Origin of the sequence: Streptococcus oralis, from assembly GCF_019929345.1 — a bacterium.
GTDB lineage: Bacteria > Bacillota > Bacilli > Lactobacillales > Streptococcaceae > Streptococcus.
Map to the genome: position 1 here is coordinate 83,399 of NZ_JAHZPJ010000002.1, position 20,115 is coordinate 103,513.

Annotated in this window: 24 protein-coding genes, 1 tRNA gene and 1 riboswitch; of the genes, 5 read left to right on the forward strand and 20 right to left on the reverse strand. The window is 39.9% G+C overall.

Annotated features, from left to right (window positions below; genetic code table 11):
- Positions 1-198 precede the first annotated feature (198 nt).
- The 15 genes from K1I97_RS02540 to K1I97_RS02610 form a co-directional block, all read right to left on the reverse strand.
- On the reverse strand, positions 199-609 hold the full coding sequence (locus K1I97_RS02540; RefSeq protein ID WP_061409433.1) for a DUF7668 domain-containing protein: 411 nt from the start codon (positions 607-609) through the stop codon (positions 199-201).
- Positions 610-684: 75 nt separating this feature from the next.
- Positions 685-813, reverse strand: coding sequence for an ADP-ribosylglycohydrolase (locus tag K1I97_RS02545; protein ID WP_223331461.1), 129 nt, complete (start codon positions 811-813; stop codon positions 685-687).
- Between the two features lie 157 nt (positions 814-970).
- Entirely contained in the window at positions 971-1,441 is a 471-nt protein-coding gene (locus K1I97_RS02550; RefSeq protein WP_223331462.1) for a hypothetical protein, read from the reverse strand.
- 182 nt (positions 1,442-1,623) lie between these two features.
- Positions 1,624-1,752 carry a putative aDP-ribosylglycohydrolase gene (locus tag K1I97_RS02555; protein WP_009568444.1) on the reverse strand — a complete coding sequence of 43 codons (129 nt, stop codon included), beginning with the start codon at positions 1,750-1,752 and terminating at the stop codon, positions 1,624-1,626.
- An 11-nt stretch (positions 1,753-1,763) separates the two neighbouring features.
- Complete coding sequence (locus tag K1I97_RS02560) at positions 1,764-2,570, reverse strand: alpha/beta hydrolase (RefSeq protein ID WP_223331463.1); 807 nt, start codon at positions 2,568-2,570, stop codon at positions 1,764-1,766.
- A gap of 127 nt (positions 2,571-2,697) precedes the next feature.
- The gene (rlmD, locus tag K1I97_RS02565; RefSeq protein WP_223331464.1) at positions 2,698-4,056 is read right to left on the reverse strand and encodes a 23S rRNA (uracil(1939)-C(5))-methyltransferase RlmD; all 1,359 of its coding nucleotides are present in this window, start codon (positions 4,054-4,056) and stop codon (positions 2,698-2,700) included.
- A 74-nt stretch (positions 4,057-4,130) separates the two neighbouring features.
- A complete protein-coding gene (locus K1I97_RS02570) occupies positions 4,131-5,105 on the reverse strand; it encodes a DUF1002 domain-containing protein (RefSeq protein ID WP_223331465.1) in 975 nt (324 codons plus the stop codon).
- Positions 5,106-5,192: 87 nt separating this feature from the next.
- On the reverse strand, positions 5,193-5,795 hold the full coding sequence (locus K1I97_RS02575) for a lysozyme family protein (protein ID WP_004240129.1): 603 nt from the start codon (positions 5,793-5,795) through the stop codon (positions 5,193-5,195).
- Complete coding sequence (locus tag K1I97_RS02580; RefSeq protein ID WP_223331466.1) at positions 5,795-6,769, reverse strand: nucleoid-associated protein; 975 nt, start codon at positions 6,767-6,769, stop codon at positions 5,795-5,797. The genes K1I97_RS02575 and K1I97_RS02580 overlap by 1 nt, the downstream gene beginning before the upstream one ends.
- A gap of 7 nt (positions 6,770-6,776) precedes the next feature.
- Positions 6,777-8,033 carry a serine hydroxymethyltransferase gene (gene glyA / locus K1I97_RS02585; RefSeq protein WP_000575498.1) on the reverse strand — a complete coding sequence of 419 codons (1,257 nt, stop codon included), beginning with the start codon at positions 8,031-8,033 and terminating at the stop codon, positions 6,777-6,779.
- A 59-nt stretch (positions 8,034-8,092) separates the two neighbouring features.
- Complete coding sequence (locus K1I97_RS02590) at positions 8,093-8,524, reverse strand: GNAT family N-acetyltransferase (RefSeq protein WP_125453519.1); 432 nt, start codon at positions 8,522-8,524, stop codon at positions 8,093-8,095.
- Between the two features lies 1 nt (position 8,525).
- Positions 8,526-9,128, reverse strand: coding sequence for an L-threonylcarbamoyladenylate synthase (locus K1I97_RS02595; protein ID WP_223331467.1), 603 nt, complete (start codon positions 9,126-9,128; stop codon positions 8,526-8,528).
- Positions 9,112-9,948: a peptide chain release factor N(5)-glutamine methyltransferase gene (prmC, locus tag K1I97_RS02600; protein ID WP_223331468.1), complete on the reverse strand. Its 837-nt coding sequence runs from the start codon at positions 9,946-9,948 to the stop codon at positions 9,112-9,114. The genes K1I97_RS02595 and prmC overlap by 17 nt, the downstream gene beginning before the upstream one ends.
- Positions 9,948-11,027, reverse strand: coding sequence for a peptide chain release factor 1 (gene prfA, locus K1I97_RS02605; protein ID WP_223331469.1), 1,080 nt, complete (start codon positions 11,025-11,027; stop codon positions 9,948-9,950). Before prfA ends, prmC begins: the two co-directional genes overlap by 1 nt.
- Positions 11,024-11,614, reverse strand: coding sequence for a thymidine kinase (locus tag K1I97_RS02610; protein ID WP_223331470.1), 591 nt, complete (start codon positions 11,612-11,614; stop codon positions 11,024-11,026). Before K1I97_RS02610 ends, prfA begins: the two co-directional genes overlap by 4 nt.
- Before the next feature lie 123 nt (positions 11,615-11,737).
- Here K1I97_RS02610 and K1I97_RS02615 point away from each other — a divergent pair, with 123 nt between their 5' ends.
- Both K1I97_RS02615 and mnmE read left to right on the forward strand, forming a co-directional pair.
- Complete coding sequence (locus K1I97_RS02615) at positions 11,738-11,920, forward strand: 4-oxalocrotonate tautomerase (RefSeq protein ID WP_001117401.1); 183 nt, start codon at positions 11,738-11,740, stop codon at positions 11,918-11,920.
- Positions 11,921-12,042: 122 nt separating this feature from the next.
- Complete coding sequence (gene mnmE / locus K1I97_RS02620; protein ID WP_223331471.1) at positions 12,043-13,416, forward strand: tRNA uridine-5-carboxymethylaminomethyl(34) synthesis GTPase MnmE; 1,374 nt, start codon at positions 12,043-12,045, stop codon at positions 13,414-13,416.
- A gap of 46 nt (positions 13,417-13,462) precedes the next feature.
- On the opposite strand, the gene dapA is transcribed toward mnmE, so the two are convergent.
- From dapA to K1I97_RS02640, 4 genes are all read right to left on the reverse strand, one after another.
- Positions 13,463-14,398, reverse strand: coding sequence for a 4-hydroxy-tetrahydrodipicolinate synthase (gene dapA, locus K1I97_RS02625; protein WP_223331472.1), 936 nt, complete (start codon positions 14,396-14,398; stop codon positions 13,463-13,465).
- 50 nt (positions 14,399-14,448) lie between these two features.
- A complete protein-coding gene (locus K1I97_RS02630; protein ID WP_000542494.1) occupies positions 14,449-15,525 on the reverse strand; it encodes an aspartate-semialdehyde dehydrogenase in 1,077 nt (358 codons plus the stop codon).
- 357 nt (positions 15,526-15,882) lie between these two features.
- Positions 15,883-15,955, reverse strand: a tRNA-Thr gene (locus K1I97_RS02635).
- A 105-nt stretch (positions 15,956-16,060) separates the two neighbouring features.
- Complete coding sequence (locus K1I97_RS02640; RefSeq protein WP_084972327.1) at positions 16,061-16,570, reverse strand: QueT transporter family protein; 510 nt, start codon at positions 16,568-16,570, stop codon at positions 16,061-16,063.
- Positions 16,568-16,664, reverse strand: a riboswitch (PreQ1 riboswitch). (Overlaps the previous gene by 3 nt.)
- 28 nt (positions 16,665-16,692) lie before the next feature.
- On the opposite strand from K1I97_RS02640, the gene K1I97_RS02645 reads away from it, so the two are divergent.
- Both K1I97_RS02645 and mscL read left to right on the forward strand, forming a co-directional pair.
- A complete protein-coding gene (locus tag K1I97_RS02645) occupies positions 16,693-17,130 on the forward strand; it encodes a GtrA family protein (RefSeq protein ID WP_084972625.1) in 438 nt (145 codons plus the stop codon).
- 77 nt (positions 17,131-17,207) lie between these two features.
- Complete coding sequence (mscL, locus tag K1I97_RS02650) at positions 17,208-17,588, forward strand: large conductance mechanosensitive channel protein MscL (RefSeq protein WP_125827325.1); 381 nt, start codon at positions 17,208-17,210, stop codon at positions 17,586-17,588.
- Positions 17,589-17,628: 40 nt separating this feature from the next.
- Here mscL and hemH read toward each other — a convergent pair whose 3' ends face one another.
- The gene (gene hemH, locus K1I97_RS02655; RefSeq protein WP_223331473.1) at positions 17,629-18,723 is read right to left on the reverse strand and encodes a ferrochelatase; all 1,095 of its coding nucleotides are present in this window, start codon (positions 18,721-18,723) and stop codon (positions 17,629-17,631) included.
- A 154-nt stretch (positions 18,724-18,877) separates the two neighbouring features.
- Between hemH and pepT the strand changes: the two genes are divergently transcribed.
- Entirely contained in the window at positions 18,878-20,101 is a 1,224-nt protein-coding gene (gene pepT, locus K1I97_RS02660; RefSeq protein WP_223331474.1) for a peptidase T, read from the forward strand.
- Positions 20,102-20,115: the final 14 nt, after the last annotated feature.

Consider the following 20,115-nt stretch of genomic DNA (forward strand, 5'->3'; position numbering starts at 1 on the left):
GAAACAAAGTCTTTTCCATCTTCTAAAGAATCAAATACGACAAAATCTTTAGAATAATCATTTTGGCACAATTCCATTATATACATCTTTCATTCTCCCAATATTTGAAAAACTAACCGATATTTTAAGTAACTTACAATCAAATTATCTAGCCTTAATATATGCATTTATCATATAACGAAGATAATTAAGTGTTGTTTATCCAGGATCGACATCTATAGAAGTTATTTTGTAACCATCATTATTGTATAAAAATTCTAATTGTAGGGTTAAATCTACTAATTCAGAATCGGAGGTCATCTCATATTCAACAACAAAGCCAGTTTGATCATTAAATTCATAAACTTGTAGTTGGGAGTACTCATAATTCGGATGGAAATTACAATCTACACCATATTCATCAATTTTATCAAAATCATTTAATTGTAATGAATCGTCAATATATTCAAGTAACTCTCTTACATCATCAACTTCTGAACCATCAACACAATCCAAAATATCTCTATAATTATTTAGATGAATTGCTCTTAAAATCTTTTTAAGTACTTCAATTACTTTTTCTTCATCTTGGTAGTTTTCTTTGTACTCAAAATCATCGAATATTCCCATGATAATACTTCCTTTTTTGTAATCAACTTTAAATCTTATAAATATTAAAAATGTTTCACTAACAAACTCACACACTCAGTGGTTCGGACTTACCGTATCATCCGTGAAAAAACAATCCTCACAAAATAAAGGAAAATCCTTCGTTTTGATGTTGTTACTTTCGTAAACTGAACCTGCAATGTCTCCAACAATTGCTCCTAGCATCCGTTTCCTCCTTGTAAGATATTGGGAATTTGACCATCAACTATAGTTTTAAAATTATCTATTAACGAATTTTGTGTAATTTATAGGTATTCATCTAATCAAATTATAATTAAAAAACTTTTTTGATTCCACTATGTACTACATCTTCATATTATACCTAAAACGGAAGTACACCAGCCATCAGCCCTTGAGCAATAAAACATCTATTATTTTGAAAATCTGAAAAATAGGTTTCGCTTATAAAACTGTACAAGTTATCAACGGGTCTATTGTACCAATCCTTGTAAACATAGTCCATATTATATATCAATAAAGCTTGTCCATCTTGACTATAGCCCTTGAAAGTTATCGAAAATGCATCTCTATAACCAATAACTTTATCATTCTTATTTGAATTGTTCCCCTTTCTATATTTCTCAAAATCAATAAGTCGCGTATATTTCATGAGTTTAGATAAGGCTTTTTCGGATAGTTTCTGACTATGTTCAAAAACGATCATTCCAGTATTCCCACACTCTTGGTAGGACAGTTCAGAGTTCATCAGATTACACTCAAAATAACCAAAAATTTCACAACCACAATGAATAATAAATTCAATTTTAGAAAAATATTCCTTAGTCCATGTCATCTTATCTCTCCATTCCTAAGTATGCTAGGAAAAATTGTTCAAAACTCACAAATCTACTCTTAGCCTATTTTAATTTCAGGCATAATACTAAAATATCTCTTACGGCAAAAGCCTTTGTTTCAATACTTTCTTAAGTTCTTTTGTTATAAGATTTTTACGCTTTTACCAGCAAAGCTACACACTCAGCGGTTCGGACTTACCGTATCATCTGTAAAAAAGCAGTCTTTCCTAAATAAAGGAAAGTCCTTCGTTTTGATATTGTTCCATTCATAAACTGAACCTACAATGTCTCCAACTATTGCTCCTAGCATCCGTTTCCTCCTTATGGCATATCAGATTCGTTACACATTTCTAATGAGTCACTCTTTAAAAATGGCACCACCAAATCAATCCACTCATAAGTTAGGTAAGCTGATAAATAGCCGTGGTTATAGCCCTTTGCTTCATACAAAATTGTATTTGAATGTAGCTGATGAAATAATTTCGCTGATTCTTTCACACAGTTCAATTCTTTTTCACCATAGATATACAGAACCTGAGCCTTGCTAGCAGAAATCATATCTTTCAGCTTGTAACATCCCATATAGTTTTTGTAAATGGTCACCAATGTTTTGATAGGCGTCCTTGGCAAATCCTCCAAATAATAAGCTTTTATTTCCTCTGGAAAAGCCAGTTTAGGATAGAGTTTGTTCATCATGCTGAACTGAAGTTTGCAAGAGAATTTATTGAACATCAGTTTACCAAATAGAGACACTAGAAAGATGCTGATTTTAGCTAACCTTGGTTGAGGAATACAGAGGCTTCCATCTATGATGGCCTTCTCAGCAATTTCACTGTCTAAAGACAAAAACTCCATGGCAATTTGACCACCAAGTGAAACACCACCGATTGCAAACAATTTCCCACCACAGTTTGCTTTGATATAGTCTAGAATCTCCAAAGCAGAATCTTCAGTAGAAACATAATCAAGTTGATATTCCTCGCCGTGGCCATTCAAATTGGGTAGAATAATACGGTATTCTTTTGACAAGATTCGTGCTTGACGAAGATAATTCCACCAAGAACTGCCACCACCATGTATCAGTAAAATAGGAGGCAAATTCTTATCACCAAATTCATGGAATTTCATGTTTAAACTCCTTACTGTAGGACTTTCACTAGCTACACCCTTGTTTAATCAGCTCGTACAAGCAGTGACACCGCCTCCGCATGATGCGTATGTGGGACTCAAAAGGTTTGGGTGAATCTTTTGAGGATTAACTGCGTTTCACTAACAAGCTTACACACTCAACATGGTGCGTTTGTGGAAACAAATCAACCGGCTGTACTTTCTTCAATTCATATCCCAACTCTTGGTATAGTTTGATATCACGCGCCATGGTTGCGACATTACAAGAGATATAGGCAATGCGGTCAGCTCCAATTTGGCTACTTGCTTTGATAAAGCTTTCGGTCAATCCCTTGCGTGGTGGGTCAACAAGAATGGCAGTTGGTTGAATACCTTCTTTAACCCAATTCTTCATAGCATTTTCAGCTGTGTCACAGACATAGTGGGCGTTTGAGATATTGTTTAGTCGGGCATTCTTTTTGCTATTCTCAACTGCTTCTGGAATCACTTCAACACCGTAGACTTCCTTGACATACTTCGCAACGGATAATCCAATCGTTCCAATCCCTGAATAGGCATCGATAACCACATCATCTGCTTTTAACTCTGAAAAGTCAATGGCTGTTTGATAGAGTTTCTCCGCCATTTCAGTATTGACCTGGTAAAAGGCTGGGCCAGCGATTTGGAAGTCATTTCCCAACATCTGGTCGGTAATGTAATCTTGACCATAAAGTGTACGCCACTCCTTGCCGAAAATAGCATTGGTATTCTGGTCGTTGATATTTTGCATGACGGAGACAATCTCTGGGAACTGCTTGATGAGTTGTTCAATCAATTGCTCAACACGAAAAACTTTAGGACGAGTTGTTACTAAAATCACCATGATTTGTCCTGAATAATGACCACGTCGCACTACAAGATTTCGAATCAAGCCAGACTGTTCCTTTTCGTCATAAGGTTTTAAATCAAAACGACGAAGCAAATCGCGTAGAACTACCACAACTTGGTCAATGACAGGATCCTGGATAAAGAAATCTTCAAGAGGCATAAGGTCATGCGAATTCTTACGGAAAAAACCAGTTTCCAAGACACCATTCACTCGACGAACGGGCACCTGTGCCTTATTGCGATACTTGACTGGATGTTCCATACCTAGTGTTTCAGCGACCTCTACATCTCTAATGCCAGCAATCTTGTAGAGACTATCCTTGACTTGCTTAGTTTTAAACTTGAGCTGCTCTGGATAAGCAAGATGCCCCAAGTCGGCTATGCCTGAACGCAGGTAAGCCAAATCTAAGTCTTGATTACGATGCGGAGAATGTGTAAGGTATTCTTCAACCTTCCCAAAGCCAATCTTTTTATTGACTTTAAGGACACGCATGAGGATTTTCTCAGTTGGTAGAGCATTCTCTACAAAGAAAACCAAACCTTCTACCTTGGCCACCCCAGCACCTTCATGGGTCAAATCGACAATTTCAACTTCTACAATATCATTTTTCTTTAACATATTTTTCACTTTCTATCAGCCGACAAAAAAAGACGGCAACATTTCTGTTACCATCTATTATATCATGAAATGACCTAAGCACCAAAACTCTTGAAGAAATTGACAATGGCTTGCCAAAGAGAGCTAAAGAAGTTGCCCCCCTCTTCTAGCGCTTTATTAGCATCAAAGTTGAGATTGATATTTTTAAAACTATCTCCAGCTTGGGAAACAATGCTTTCCTTGAGGTCATTTAGGGTTTTAGTGAAATCAGCATTGTTCAAAATGTCACTCTTTGAGAGGTTGAGTGCAAAATTGATGATGATATTGACCTGGTTTCCTGTTATAACCTGATCGAGTTTGTAGTTTTTTAGTGTGTCTTCTACAATTTTGCGGACATCTTCTTCTGTCAGATTGCCTTTGGCTTCTTTTGCCTTTGCGATTCCTGCCTTGATATCTGCCAAAGCGACATTGAGTTTATTGGCATCGTAACCTGACTTGTCCTTGTTTTCAGCATTAATATCGGATAAGGCTTTTAGTTCCTCTTGAGCCAAGTCTTTATTGGCTTGCGGTACTTTGGCACCATTGGCCTCTAACGAGTAGTAAATCCCTGCTAGGGCGCTCTCTCCTGTAACTGGAATGGGTGCTGCAACTGTGATTTTTGCATGCTCCACTCCCAGCGTCACCGCTGCGTTACGGTACATATCCTGCGTCACCTTGGTGATATTTTCAGGCGTTTCAATCTTGACTTCTAGAGGTGACTTGTCACCTAGCTTTTGAATCTTGGCTGATGAATAGAGCTGTAGACTAGCGTCATTAGCCACATTCATAATTTTCGAATAGACATCAGGTGTCATAGTTTTGATATCTTTAGTGTCTTTTGATGCGTCATAGCCAAGTTTGCTAAGAGTTTGGTTTATCTGGTCTTCAGATAGAGAAGAACCTAGAACATATTCTGGTTGTACATAGGTTTCATCGATTACTTTTTGAACATCGGTTGCTGCGTGGACACTCGTCATAGCTGTTACGGCCCACAGTACTGCAGCGCTTGTTAGAAAGAATTTCTTTCTCATGGGATATTCCCTCCTTTACCTTTCTAGGTTAATAAAACAATCTTAAAGAAAACTTATAGTGAAAAAACACCTGGTCAAACCAGATGTTTAAAAGAAATTAAAGAATTTCATGATATAGAGATTAAAGCGAACCTGTCTCGAGTAGTAATAATTTCCACCGTTTTCATAGAGTTCAGCTCCGTGAAAGATTGAAATAGGGTTGATATAGGTATAGGTCTTCCCTGTAGTATTACCAAGGATTGGAGCGACCGTTTCTCGGGAGTAACGCTTGGCTAGGGCCAGAGTATTTTCCTTGCCATTCTGAGCGATAAAGTCGATATAGGCAGGTCCAAAATTATAGGCTTGAACAGCGGTCCAGACATCTACTCCTTTGCTCTGTGCCAAATAGAGATTATCTGTTAGTGTCTGAACCCCTTGGCGAATACTAGAGGCATCGTCTTTGATGGTATTGGTAGCGCCACTAGCAGACTCACTAGACTGCATGACATCCCGCTCTTTTCCCTTCGTTTCGGTATAAATCATGGCGAGCACCAACTCTTCATTGGCTGGGGTATCTCTTTCACTGAGGATTTCTCGAACCATGGGTTGGTAGGTCATGACTTGTTTAACATCCTGATGGATATGATAAGCTTTGTATCCTGCGAAAAGGAAGACTGCTAGCACAAGCACTCTTCTTATAAATTTAAACATTATTTACTTTGAATATCCTCGATATTTTTGATTAAGATAGAATAGGTTCCATTGTCATTTTGGATAAACTCGACCGACTCCGCATCTTGATAGACGTTATTGGGAACGATGAGCTCAATTCCATTTGACAAGGAGAGTTTTTGGTTTTCAAATTTCTTTAATTGGCGACTGGCATCAATTTCATCAAACTGGACTGGTTCTGGTACGGCTTCCTTGACTTGGTCGATAAAGCTCAAACGAGCTGTCAGATTGTTGTCAAAAAGGTCATTAGCCAATTTTTCAGGTGACAATTCATTACTTTCTTCAAGATTGTTGAAAATCGCTGATTTGACCTTGGATTGAAATTGAAAATCATCTGTGTTAAAGGACTCTGCAATTCTCTGGGCCGTTTTTTCCAGTTCCTTGATGGATTTTTTTGGCGAAATCTTAGGGGCAACGCTTAAGAGATTTTCTGAAAAATAGTTTAAAAAAGTCCCATTGTACTTGATGCGTTTTTCGATGAGGTGGTACTTGCGACTTTGAAGATTGACCACCAAAGCCTCATCAGCTCCCGTTCCAAATCCAGGAAGGTTATTCTGAGTTAGCTTGATTGGATTGTCAACTTCTCCTCCGAGGTGAGTCAAGGTCTCACGCAGGGCAATTCGCAAGAAAGCAAAATGTTCAACGCCTTCTTTAGAAAACTGAACAAAAACCAAGTCATTGGTCTTGAGATTTTCAGAAATGCTGAACTCCTCTTTCCAGAGATTAGCCAGTGTTACTGATGTCTCCAACAAATCATCCCTGATGTGATTGAAGAAGGGATTTTCTTCTTCGAAAATCCCAGTCTTAGCTTCATCTGAATACACACGTTCGATTTTTTTGCGTAGGTATTCCTCGATTTTTGGAGTGATATTGAGAAATTTATCCGCTAGAAACAACTCAGTATCGTCTGGGCTGAACTGATGGATAATAGCTTTCTTAATATAAATGTCCATAAAAGTATTAGTCCTCGTATAGTGGGAAGGCATCTGTCAACGCTTTGACTTCACTTCTCACTTCTTCTAAGACAGCTTCATTTTCTGCATTTTTAAGAGTTTTAATGATGAGTTCAGCCACTTTACGGCTTTCTTCCTCACCAAATCCACGTGCAGTGATGGCTGCAGATCCTATACGAATCCCACTTGTCTTGAATGGTGACAAGGTTTCGTATGGGATTGAGTTTTTATTTAGGGTAATATTAACTTCATCTAGCAAGTTTTGAGCAACTTTTCCGTTTTCTACAACCTTAGTCACATCCACTAGGAAGAGGTGGTTTTCAGTTCCACCAGAAATGATACGGAAATCAGGGTCTTGCAAGAAGACTTCAACCATAGCCTTGCTGTTTTTGATGACATTAGCAGCATATTCCTTGAAGGCTGGGTCCAAAACTTCTTTGAAGGAAACCGCCTTAGCCGCCACAACATGCTCCAAAGGACCACCCTGAATACCAGGGAAAATAGCTGAGTTGATTTTCTTAGCTAGGTCCTCATCATTTGTCAAAATCAAACCACCACGCGGTCCACGAAGAGTTTTGTGGGTCGTTGTTGTAGTGATATGAGCGTATGGTACTGGGCTTGGATGAAGTCCAGCTGCAACCAAACCAGCGATATGGGCCATATCGACCATGAGCTTAGCACCAACGGCATCTGCGATTTCACGGAATTTTGAGAAATCGATAATTTGAGAATATGCTGAAGCACCAGCTACAATTAGTTTTGGTTTTACTTCTTGCGCTTGTTTCAAGATAGCATCAAAGTCCAAGAGTTCCGTTTCAGGATCCACACTGTAAGAAACAAAGTTATAAGTTTGACCTGAGAAGCTAACTGGAGCTCCGTGGGTCAAGTGTCCACCTGCTGCCAAATCCATCCCCATAACGGTATCACCTGGCTCAATCAAGGCCATGTAAGCCGCACAGTTGGCTTGGCTTCCTGAGTGAGGTTGGACATTGGCGAATTTAGCACCGAAAATTTCTTTTGCACGTTCAATAGCTAGAGTTTCTACCACGTCTACCACATCAGTTCCACCATAATAACGGCGTCCTGGGTAACCCTCGGCATATTTGTTTGTCAAGATAGACCCTTGAGCTGCCATAACTGCCTTGGAAACCACGTTTTCCGAAGCAATCAACTCAATGTTGTTTTGTTGGCGTTCTTCTTCTTTGGCAATAGCATTCCATAGATCAGCATCGTATGCTTTAAAATCGTCTTTGTCAAAAATCATAGGTCTTCTCCTTTATAGTGTGACTGGTCCTTTAGTTTGTTTTTCAATAGGAAAATAAACTAAAAGATGCGAATAAACCGTTTCTGCACTTTATCACAAGTATAACCAACTTTTTCATAAAATGCATGAGCTCCCAGACGATGATCAGCAGAGTTTAAGCGGATAAACCCATAACCCCGTCTTTTTGCTTCTTGATCCAACCCTTGCAGTAAGCTTTTACCGATACCTTTCCCTTGTGCTTGAGGTGAAACCGCTAAGCCTAAGATATTAAATCCTGCTTTGGAATAAAGGGATTCATAAACTTCAGCATGGACATATCCAAGTAGGACATGGCTGGCTGCATCCTCATAGCCAAGTAGGAAATGATGGGAATCCTGAGATAGTCTAGCTAGTTGACTAGCTGTGTCCTCTGGACTAAAAGAATAACCCAAAGCCTCTTGGTTAATCTCACATATAGCATTCACATCTGTTTCTTGCAAATCTCTTAGCATCTCATTCCTCCTCAAAAGAAATCTCTGGCAACCGAGCAAGAATATCTTCTCGTTTAATTGCCCCTTGGCGTAAGATTTTCACCTTGTCTCCAGACAAATCCAAAATAGTCGAATCCTGTCCAGTTAGAAAAGCGTCGTCCTCCAGACCCAAAACCTCTTGGTCAAAATCCTCTAGAATTTGAGCATAGGCCACTCCACTTGTCTGACCTGAAATATTGGCAGACGGCCCAATCAAAGGACCTGTCTCTCGAATCAAATCAAGTGTAATGGGGTGACTCGGCATCCGAAACCCCACCGTTGAAAGACCAGAGTTGACCCAATAGGGAACTCGGTCATTGGCTTCAAGGATAATGGTCAAGGGACCTGGTAAAAAGGTCTCTACAAGCTTTTGTAGATAAGTTGGCTGATTCTTTGAAAAATGCAAGATGTCCTCGAGAGAAGCGACATTAAGATTGAGCGCCTTGTCTCTAGGACGACGTTTGAGTTGGTAAACATGGTCGACAGCTTTTTCGTCTAAGGCCTTAGCAAAGAGACCATAAACTGTCTCGGTAGGTAAAACGACTGCCCCGCCCTTTTCCAACTCTTGTCTAATCCTGTCCATCATCAACTACAACCATCCTATCTTGACCAAATTGGTCCTTGAGTGTTCGTACTCGTTTTTCAGGAAGATGTTTCTTAAAAAGCGCAGGAATACTATGACCTTGCTTGTATCCAATTTCAAGGTAAATCTTACCACCATCTGTGAGATAGTCTTTTGCATCTTCCGCAATTCTGCGGTAAATAGCTAGGCCATCCTCATCTGCAAAAAGAGCTAGATGAGGCTCTGAATGCAAAACATTCAAACCAACCTCTGACTCATCTTCACGAGAGATATAGGGTGGATTGGATACAATTATATCATATTTTTCAGAAATTTCTGCAAAACAATCAGATTTTTTAAAAAATATATTAAGATTTTGATTTCTAGCATTCTCTGATGCAAGCTCTAAGGCGTCTTGGGAAATATCTGCTGCTGTTACTGACCAATCTGGTCTGTTTTTAGCTAATCCAAGAGCTATGGCGCCACTTCCAGTCCCGATATCTAGGACCTTAAGATTTTCCTCAGAATTTTCAGCCAAGATAAGTTCCACCAACTCTTCTGTCTCTGGACGGGGAATCAAAACTCGCTCATCTACTTTTAACTGCATCCCAAAGAATTCAGCATGACCAATAATATATTGGGCGGGTATATGAGCTGCCAGTTTCGTGTAAATATCCTCTACAAATCGTCTTTCTTCCTCTGAAATTTCTTGCTGAAGAGCAAAAACAAAGTCTGTAAATGACAGATTTTTTAGGCTACGATAGACAAAAGAGAGGCTTTCAGCTTCCTCTCCCTGTGCTATTAACTTTTCCTCATAATCCTTAAAAATTTGAGCTAATTTCATTATTTGTTTAATTCTTCCAATTTTTGCGTTTGATCATAAAGAACCAAGGCATCCACAACTTCATCGAGTTTACCAGACAAGATCGTATCTAGTTTTTGAAGGGTTAAGCCGATACGGTGGTCGGTAACACGGTTTTGTGGGAAGTTATAAGTGCGAATACGTTCTGAACGGTCACCGGTTCCGATAGTAGACTTGCGCTCTGCGTCCTGCTCATCTTGAGCAATCTGTGCAAAGTGGTCAGCAACACGCGCACGAATAATCTTCATAGCCTTCTCACGGTTCTTTTGCTGCGTACGTTCTTCCTGCATTTCAACCTTGATATTGGTTGGCAAGTGAACAATACGAACGGCAGTCGCAACTTTGTTGACGTTCTGTCCACCAGCACCAGATGCGTGGTAGATATCCACACGAAGGTCTTTTGGATCAATATCGTATTCTACTTCTTCGACTTCAGGCATGACAAGGACAGTCGCTGTTGAGGTATGAACACGCCCTTGGCTTTCTGTCACAGGGACACGCTGTACACGGTGAGCACCTGATTCATACTTAAGTTTAGAGTAGACAGACTGACCAGAAACCATAGCAACTACTTCTTTGAAACCACCAACGCCGTTCATAGAGGCTTCCATGACTTCAAAGCGCCAGCCTTGAGCTTCAGCATATTTTTGGTACATGGTTAGCAAATCGCCAGCAAATAGGGCTGCTTCATCACCACCTGCAGCTCCACGTATTTCAAGGATGATATTCTTGTCATCGTTTGGATCTTTAGGAAGGAGCAAGATTTTCAGTTTTTCCTCGTACTCTTCTTTTTCAGCCTTAGCATCTTTCAATTCTTGTTTGGCCATTTCTTCCAAGTCCGTATCTCCGCCTGATTCTTTAATCATCTCTTCGGCATCGATGATATTTTGAAGGACTTGTTTGTATTCGCGGTAGGCAGTTACGGTATCACGACTTGAAGCCTCTTCTTTTGAAAGCTCCATGAAACGTTTGGTATCAGATACCACATCAGGGTCACTGAGCAATTCTCCTAACTCTTCATAACGGTCTTCTACAGCTTGTAGTTGATCATAGATGTTCATTCTTTCTTATTCTCCTTATTGATTTCAGGTGCAAAATAATGTTTACGGCAAACCGAGATATAGGTTTCATTCCCACCTATCTGGATTTGCTCACCATCATAGACTGGAAATCCGTCCTGCGTGCGCAAGACCATGGTCGCTTTTTTCTTGCAATACTGACAGATGGTCTTGATTTCATCAATCTTATCTGCTAAAAGCAAGAGGTGTTTAGAACCTTCAAATAGTTCATTACGAAAGTCATTTTTTAAACCAAATGCCATGACAGGTATATCTAACTCATCGACAACACGAGCTAGGTCGTAAACATGGTGACGCTTTAAAAACTGGGCTTCATCGACAAGTACACAATAGGGCTTTTCAGGTAAATCTCGGATGAACCCAAAGATATCCGTCGTTTCCTCAATAGCAACTGCTGGTCTTTTCATCCCAATTCGACTCGAAACATAGCCAACACCGTCACGCGTATCCAGAGCCGAAGTCATAATCACAACTCCCTTTCCTTGCTCCTCATAGTTATAGGCCACTTTTAAAATCTCAATCGTTTTTCCTGAGTTCATAGTCCCATAACGATAATACAACTGTGCCATGCTTCTATTTCACGTCCATTTCTAAATTTTTGCTACATTCTAGTATACCATATTTTCTCAAAGCTTTAAACGGCAAATTGTGGTAAAATAGAAGAAATCAAATAACTAGTGGAGGACTCAATTATGCCATTTGTACGCATCGATTTATTTGAAGGACGCACGTTAGAGCAAAAGAAAGCCCTAGCCAAGGAAGTAACGGAAGCTGTGGTTCGCAACACTGGTGCACCTCAATCTGCTGTTCATGTCATTATCAACGATATGCCTGAAGGAACCTATTTCCCACAAGGCGAAATGCGCACTAAGTAAAGCTTAAGCAATCTGCTTAGGCTTTTCTTTATAAGTGCCATTCGTTGAATAAAACACTATATTTTGTTACAATTTTAAGAGATATTAGTCTATACAAACAAATAAACTATAAAGGAATTGAAATGATTACACGGGAATTTGATACCATTGCAGCAATCTCCACTCCACTAGGTGAAGGAGCTATTGGGATTGTTCGTTTAAGCGGAACAGATAGCTTTGCTATCGCCCAGAAAATCTTTAAAGGCAAGGACTTGAGTAAGGTTGACAGCCATACACTTAACTACGGCCACATTGTTGATCCTCAGTCAGGCAAGGTCATGGATGAGGTTATGGTTGGGGCTATGAAATCTCCAAAGACTTTCACTCGTGAGGATATTATCGAGATTAACACCCACGGTGGAATCGCCGTAACCAATGAAATTCTCCAACTGGCTATCCGTGAAGGTGCTCGTATGGCAGAGCCTGGTGAATTTACTAAGCGTGCCTTCCTTAACGGTCGTGTAGACTTAACTCAGGCCGAGGCTGTTATAGATATCATCCGTGCCAAGACAGACAAGGCCATGAATATTGCAGTCAAACAACTAGACGGTTCTTTATCTGACCTCATTAACAATACTCGTCAGGAAATTCTCAATACACTGGCACAAGTAGAGGTTAATATCGACTATCCTGAATACGACGATGTTGAAGAAGCCACTACTGCTGTTGTCCGTGAAAAGACCTTGGAGTTTGAGCAATTACTTACCAATCTCCTTAGAACAGCTCGTCGTGGTAAAATCCTACGTGAAGGAATTTCAACAGCTATCATTGGTCGTCCCAACGTTGGGAAATCCAGCCTACTCAACAACCTCCTACGTGAAGACAAGGCTATTGTAACGGATATTGCAGGTACCACCCGTGATGTCATCGAAGAATACGTCAACATCAATGGTGTTCCTCTCAAATTGATTGATACAGCTGGAATTCGGGAAACAGATGATATCGTGGAACAAATCGGTGTCGAACGTTCTAGAAAAGCCCTCAAGGAAGCTGACTTGGTACTACTAGTATTAAATGCCAGTGAGCCACTGACCGCCCAAGATCGCCAACTCTTAGAAATCAGCCAAGATACCAACCGCATTATTCTGCTTAACAAAACTGATCTGCCTGAAGCGATTGAAACTTCGGAACTACCTGAAGGTATCATCCGTATTTCAGTTCTTAAAAACCAAAACATTAATAAGATTGAGGATAGAATCAACGACCTCTTCTTTGAAAATGCTGGTTTGGTCGAACAAGATGCTACTTACTTGTCTAATGCCCGTCATATTTCCTTGATTGAAAAGGCCGTTGAAAGCCTACAAGCTGTTAACCAAGGTCTTGAACTAGGGATGCCAGTTGACTTGCTTCAAGTTGACTTGACTCGCACTTGGGAAATCCTCGGAGAAATCACTGGCGATGCTGCTCCAGATGAACTCATTACCCAACTCTTTAGCCAATTCTGTTTAGGAAAATAAGAAAAATCCATGATCGTTCATACGGTCATGGATTTTATTGTCTTTATTAGTAATCTGGTCTTAGGACACCTGTTACAGTTGCCTTAGTTGCTTCGTAGTCGCCATCTACAACAACTTTGATAATGCGTTTGGCATCTTCTTCTGGTGCTGGAACTAGAGGTAATCGAGTTGGTCCAGCTTCAAATCCCATATAGTTAAGGACTGCCTTAACTGGAGCAGGACTTGGATAAGAGAAGAGGGCGTTGACTTTAGGGATGAATTTACGTTGAATAGCTGCAGCTTTCTTCATATCGCTTTCTGCAATGGCAGTGAACATCTCGTGCATCTCATCTCCATTTGTATGGGAGGCAACAGAAATAACCCCATCCGCACCAAGGTTCATGGCATGGAAGGCATCTCCATCCTCACCAGTATAGACCAAGAACTCTTCTGGCTTGTGTTCAATCAAGTAAGCCATATTGGCCAAGCTAGTACATTCCTTAACACCGATAATATTAGGATGGTCAGCCAAACGAAGCATGGTTTCGGGATTCAATTCGACAACCACACGGCCTGGAATGTTATAAATGATAATAGGTAAATCTGATGCATCTGCAATAGCTTTAAAGTGCTGATACATGCCTTCTTGAGAAGGTTTATTGTAGTATGGCACGATAGCAAGACCAGCAGCAAAACCACCAAATTCTGCTACTTCTTTGACAAACTCAATCGAGTCACGTGTATCATTGGTACCTACACCCGCAATCAAAGGAACGCGTCCATTAACAATCTTTTGTACAGCTGCAAAGAGTTCCAACTCTTCATCGTGGGTTAAAGTTGGACTCTCAGCAGTCGTTCCAGCTAGAAGAATGCCGTCTGTGTGATGGGCTAATAAATGCTCAATCAAGGCCGGAATGGCATCAAAGTTGATGGAACCATCCTCGTGGAAAGGAGTAATGAAGGCTGTAATGATTTTACACTCTTTTAAATCTTGATAAGACATGAAAACACCTCTCTATTTCAAAGAAGGAGTTCATTCGAACTCCTAAACCATTATTTCAATTCAAATTTCAATTCAGCTGTTGGACGAACCAATCCACGTTCGTGGAGCGTTTCTGCAATCTGTACTGAATTCCAAGCAGCACCTTTAAGAAGGTTATCTGAAACAACCCACATGTGAATTCCTTTTTCAGCATCCAAGTCTTTACGGATACGACCAACAAAGGTATCACGCGAGCCAACAGCGTTGATAGCTTGAGGATAGATTTGATGCGCTACATCATCTTCAAGAACTGCACCTGGGAAGGCTGCGATGGCTGCTTTCACTTCTTCGATTGGGGCCACTTCTTTTGTTTCGATATAAACTGACTCAGAGTGAGCTGACAAGACTGGAATACGAACACATGTTGCAGACACTGCGATGCTATCATCTTCCATGATTTTCTTCGTTTCCTTAGTCATCTTCATCTCTTCATAAGTGTAATCATTGTCAGTAAAGACATCGATTTGTGGAAGAGCATTAAAGGCGATAGGATAGTGTTTCTTGTCACCACCTGAAGGCAAGATTTCCGCATGCAAATCACGTGGATTCACACCATCATTCAAGACTTCACGGAGTTCACGTTGTGTTTCAAGAATCGCTCCCATACCAGCACCAGAAACGGCTTGGTAAGTTGAAACGATGATACGGTCCAAGCCCCATTTTTGACGAACAGGTTCAAGCGCCACCATCATTTGGATTGTAGAACAGTTAGGACATGCGATAATACCGTTGTGGGCATCAAGTGCATGAGCATTTACTTCTGGCACAACCAATGGTACATCTGGATTTTGACGGAAATAAGATGTATTATCCACTACTACCGCTCCAGCTTGAACTGCGTATGGTGCATACTTAGCTGATGTCGAACCACCTGCTGAGAAGAGTGCAATATCAACACCCTCAAAAGCTGTCTCAGTCGTTTCTTCAATCGTAATATCTTGGTCTTTAAATTTCAAAGTTTTGCCTGCTGAACGTGCAGAAGCAAGGTAACGGATTTTATCAATTGGAAGTGTTGATTCTTCCAACATTTTTATCATCTGAGCTCCGACAGCACCTGTCGCGCCGACTACAGCAACTGTATATCCCATAAATAACCTCTTTCGGAATTTTCTAAAAATTTCTATAATAGATGTATTATACTACTTTTTCCAGAAATTGAAAAGCATTTTTAGACTATATTTTCTGAAAACTAAAAATCCCTAGTCATTGACCAGGGACTAAGAGGCATCTTCATGTGATGAGCAGGTTCACACAACTCATCAAGGTCCGCTCCTGCGTTATGACCTCCTTATGCTCAATAGTAGTCTGAAGACTACCTATCGACTCATCGCAACTACTATTCTACTAGATAGAGTCACTTTTGTCAACAGCCAAAACTCTTTAACTTCATTTATACAAGTGTACAAGAATAACCTTGGTTTCCCAAGGTTATTTCGTTTCTATCATGCTAATTGCCGGGATTGAACCGGCGACCTCATCCTTACCATGGATGCGCTCTGCCAACTGAGCTAAATCAGCTTACCTAAAAAGTATACTATAGTTCTATGTTCTTGTCAAGCGCTCTCTTTTAATTTTATGGAATAAAAAAAGCTAGATTTATTAAGAATCTAGCTTATAAACTTCTTATTTTGTTAGATCGATTTGCTGTCCCAGTTTATTGATCAAAATCGCACCCACGATAAGTGATGCAAACTCTCCAATCCCCGTAGAGAACCATGTGAAGAAGAATGGGGCCTCTGCAACGATATGAAGTTCAGCTGCAATGGTAATCATTGAAATTGAAAAGAGGATTGAAAAGAAGAAATGATCTTTACGAATCAAACCATTGAACAAATAATCATTTTTGTATTTGTTAAAGAGCCATACACCTAGACTTAGGAAAACTAGGGTAGAACCTCCACCGACAAAGACATCTATTAGACCAAAGCTAAAGAAATTAGCAATCATACAACCAATCGTCACACCGATGATATATTTAGGATTGTAAAAGGCTAGAAAATTCATCATCTCAGAAATACGGAACTGGTAAGCACCGTAGCTAATAGCATTTAGTGGTGGGGTAATGGTCAAAACCACATAGATAGCAGCAACAATAGCAATATCTGCCATGTCACGAACAGTTAAATTTTTCATGTTCTCTCCTTTGGCGGTTTCCCGCGTAAAATATGCTTGGTGAAAGAAGCTAAGCACCAAGGGTTGAGTGAATCAACCTTACCAGTATAGCACAATATATGACTTTATGCTATACTAAAATCATGAAAAATCAAATAAAAGCTTTCTTTGATAACGAGATTCTCTCCTACTTATTTTTTGGTGGTGCTACTACTCTGGTCTCAATTTTATCACGTTTAGCTATCTACCGTATCAGCCATCAAGAAGTCCTAGCAACCATACTCGCAAATATTATTGCTATTCTTTTTGCCTTTATCACTAATGATGCATTTGTTTTTAAACAAGAGAGAAAAAATTGGGCAATCCGTCTGGCTAAATTTTTCTTAGCACGGCTCTCTACTCTTGGTTTGGACGTTCTTTTAACTTATATTTTCGTTACATCTTATCCCAATATTATTGGTCAGTTTGTTGAACAGAATATAGATAGGGTTAATACCATCGAAACTCTGATTGCTCAAATCTTGATTATCATTCTCAATTATATATTTAGTAAATCATATATCTTTAAAAAAGTGTCTTAAATCATAAGCATTAGAGTTGCATTATATAGCTATTTAAGATATAATATAACATGATTTTATGAAAGGATTTTATGAAAATGTTAAAAGATCTTAAAGAATTTTTGCTTCGTGGTAATGTCGTTGACCTCGCTGTCGGTGTGATCATTGCCTCTGCTTTCGGTGCTATCGTTACTTCATTTGTTAATGATATCATCACTCCACTTCTCTTGAACCCAGCTTTGAAAGCTGCGAACGTTGAACGTATCGCTGAACTTTCATGGAATGGTGTTGGTTATGGTAGCTTCTTGAGCGCTGTTATCAACTTCCTCGTTGTGGGTACTGTTCTTTTCTTCGTTATTAAAGGTATTGAAAAAGCTCAAAACCTTCGTAAGAAAGAGGAAGTGGTTGAGGAAGCACCTGCTACTCCAACTGAACTAGAAGTTCTTCAAGAAATCAAAGCCCTTCTTGAGAAAAAATAAGACAAAAAAGGATCTAGCTTCATGCTAAATCCTTTTTTCTTTAGTCTTTCGGCAACTTACCTGCCTTTTCTAGCATTTTTTTTATTAAGTAAGGCATCTTCACATTTTCACGGCCTTTTTTCTCAATCAGTTTTTTCACAAATTCTGGCATTTGAAGATCGTCTGTTTCCTCCATAATATCCTTAGTGGTTGCTGAGGGAGCTAATTCGTCAAAGGTTTCTTCTTCTGGGAGAAATTCCTTAAATTCTTTTTGTTCATTGTCCCTCACAGTATCAACTAAAGCATCAATTAAACGGGAATCTGTATTTGGCATTGGTGGGCGATGATAATTTACCCCTAATTCTTGACATAACTCATAACATTCTACATCATTATCAAAAAGAACTTCAATATGTTCACTGATAAAGCTAATCGGTACAAAAATATAATGCTCTGGATGTTGTTTCTGTTCTCTCAAATACTCGAGTACATCTGGCTTGATCCAAGGGATTCCAATGTCACTCTCGCTCTGCCAAGTATTGGTGTACTGATCTGCTACTAATCCAAGTTGGTTCGCGATGAGTTTGCTATTGTCAAAAATCTGGTCGATATAAGGATCTCCATAGTCCAAGGCAAAAATTGGAACACTGTGAGCTGAGAAGATCACCTTGAAGGACTCCCCTCCCACTTCGTCTCTCAAGATTTTACCAACCTCATCTGTCCAGAAGTCTAGCAAAGACTGTTGCTGATACCACTCTTTAATGACTAAAAAGCGTATTTGCTTGCTCTCCAGAAACTTCTCATATCCCATCACCGAGTAGAAGGAATAATGAGGTTCCAAAATCAAGCAGATACATTCTTCAACACCATCAGCTTCCATCTGCTTGATCACATCAGGGATAAAGGGGCGAGAAAATTTGTTAGCAAAGTAGATGCCATACTCTTCTCCTAATCGCTCTCTTACTAAAGCAACTTCCTCACGGGTAATCTTCTGAAGCGGTGTTCCACCTATACGGACATAGTTATCATAGAGGGTCTGAATCTCGTGATCCTGGGGTCTAACCCCACGACGAATATTGGTAAAAAAATCCGCTACACTCTCAAAGGTAATCTCTTCTGGTGAACCGAATGTCATCATTAAAATTGCTTTTTTCATTGATATATCCTTGTGATGTTTTTTTCAATTACCATTGTACCATGAAAGATATAATAAATAAACGTTTTCATTAATTTTGTTTTTTTATTTACTCCTCTTTGTCTTTCCCTCCATTCTATGATACAATGAAAAAAATGATAATAAAGGAGTTTTTATGACTTATCCCAATCTTTTAGAACGTTTTTTGAGCTACGTTAAGGTCAATACACGTTCTGATGAACACTCTACTACTACTCCAAGTACGCAAAGTCAGGTAGATTTTGCGATCAACGTTCTTATTCCTGAAATGAAACGTGTTGGTCTACAAAACGTCTACTATCTGCCAAATGGTTTTGCTATTGGTACCTTACCAGCTAACGATCCAAATCTCACTCGCAAAATTGGCTTCATCTCCCACATGGATACTGCTGACTTTAATGCTGAAGGTGTGAAGCCGCAAGTTATCGAAAACTATGATGGTGGAGCCATCGACTTAGGTACTTCTGGCTTTAAACTAGATCCTGTTGACTTCAAGAGTCTTGAAAAATATCATGGCCAAACGCTTATCACAACTGATGGTACGACCTTGCTAGGTGCTGATGACAAGTCTGGGATTGCTGAAATTATGACTGCTATCGAATACCTGACTGCTCATCCCGAAATCAAGCATTGTGAAATTCGAGTTGGTTTTGGTCCAGATGAAGAAATTGGCGTTGGTGCTAACAAATTCGATGCTAAAGATTTTGATGTTGATTTCGCCTACACTGTTGACGGAGGACCACTAGGGGAACTCCAGTACGAGACTTTCTCAGCAGCTGGCGCTGAGCTCCATTTCCAAGGGCGTAATGTCCACCCTGGTACTGCCAAAGGACAGATGGTCAATGCCCTTCAGCTGGCGATTGATTTTCATAATCAACTTCCTGAGAACGACCGACCAGAGCTGACAGATGGTTACCAAGGTTTCTATCATCTTATGGATGTGTCAGGTAGTGTCGAGGAGGCGCGTGCAAGCTATATCATTCGAGACTTTGAAAAAGATGCCTTTGAAGCTCGTAAGGAAACCATGCGGGACATTGCTGATAAGATGAATCAAAAGCTTGGGAATAATAGAGTAACCTTGAGTCTGACAGACCAGTACTACAATATGAAAGAAGTCATCGAGAAAGACATGACACCCGTTACCATTGCCAAAGCCGTTATGGAAGATCTTGGAATCACGCCAATCATTGAACCGATTCGTGGTGGGACAGACGGTTCTAAGATTTCCTTTATGGGTATTCCAACTCCGAATATCTTTGCTGGTGGTGAAAACATGCACGGCCGTTTTGAATACGTTAGTCTTCAGACCATGGAGCGCGCAGTAGATACCATCATTGGTATTGTATCCTATAAAGACTAAAAAAGACGAGGTAG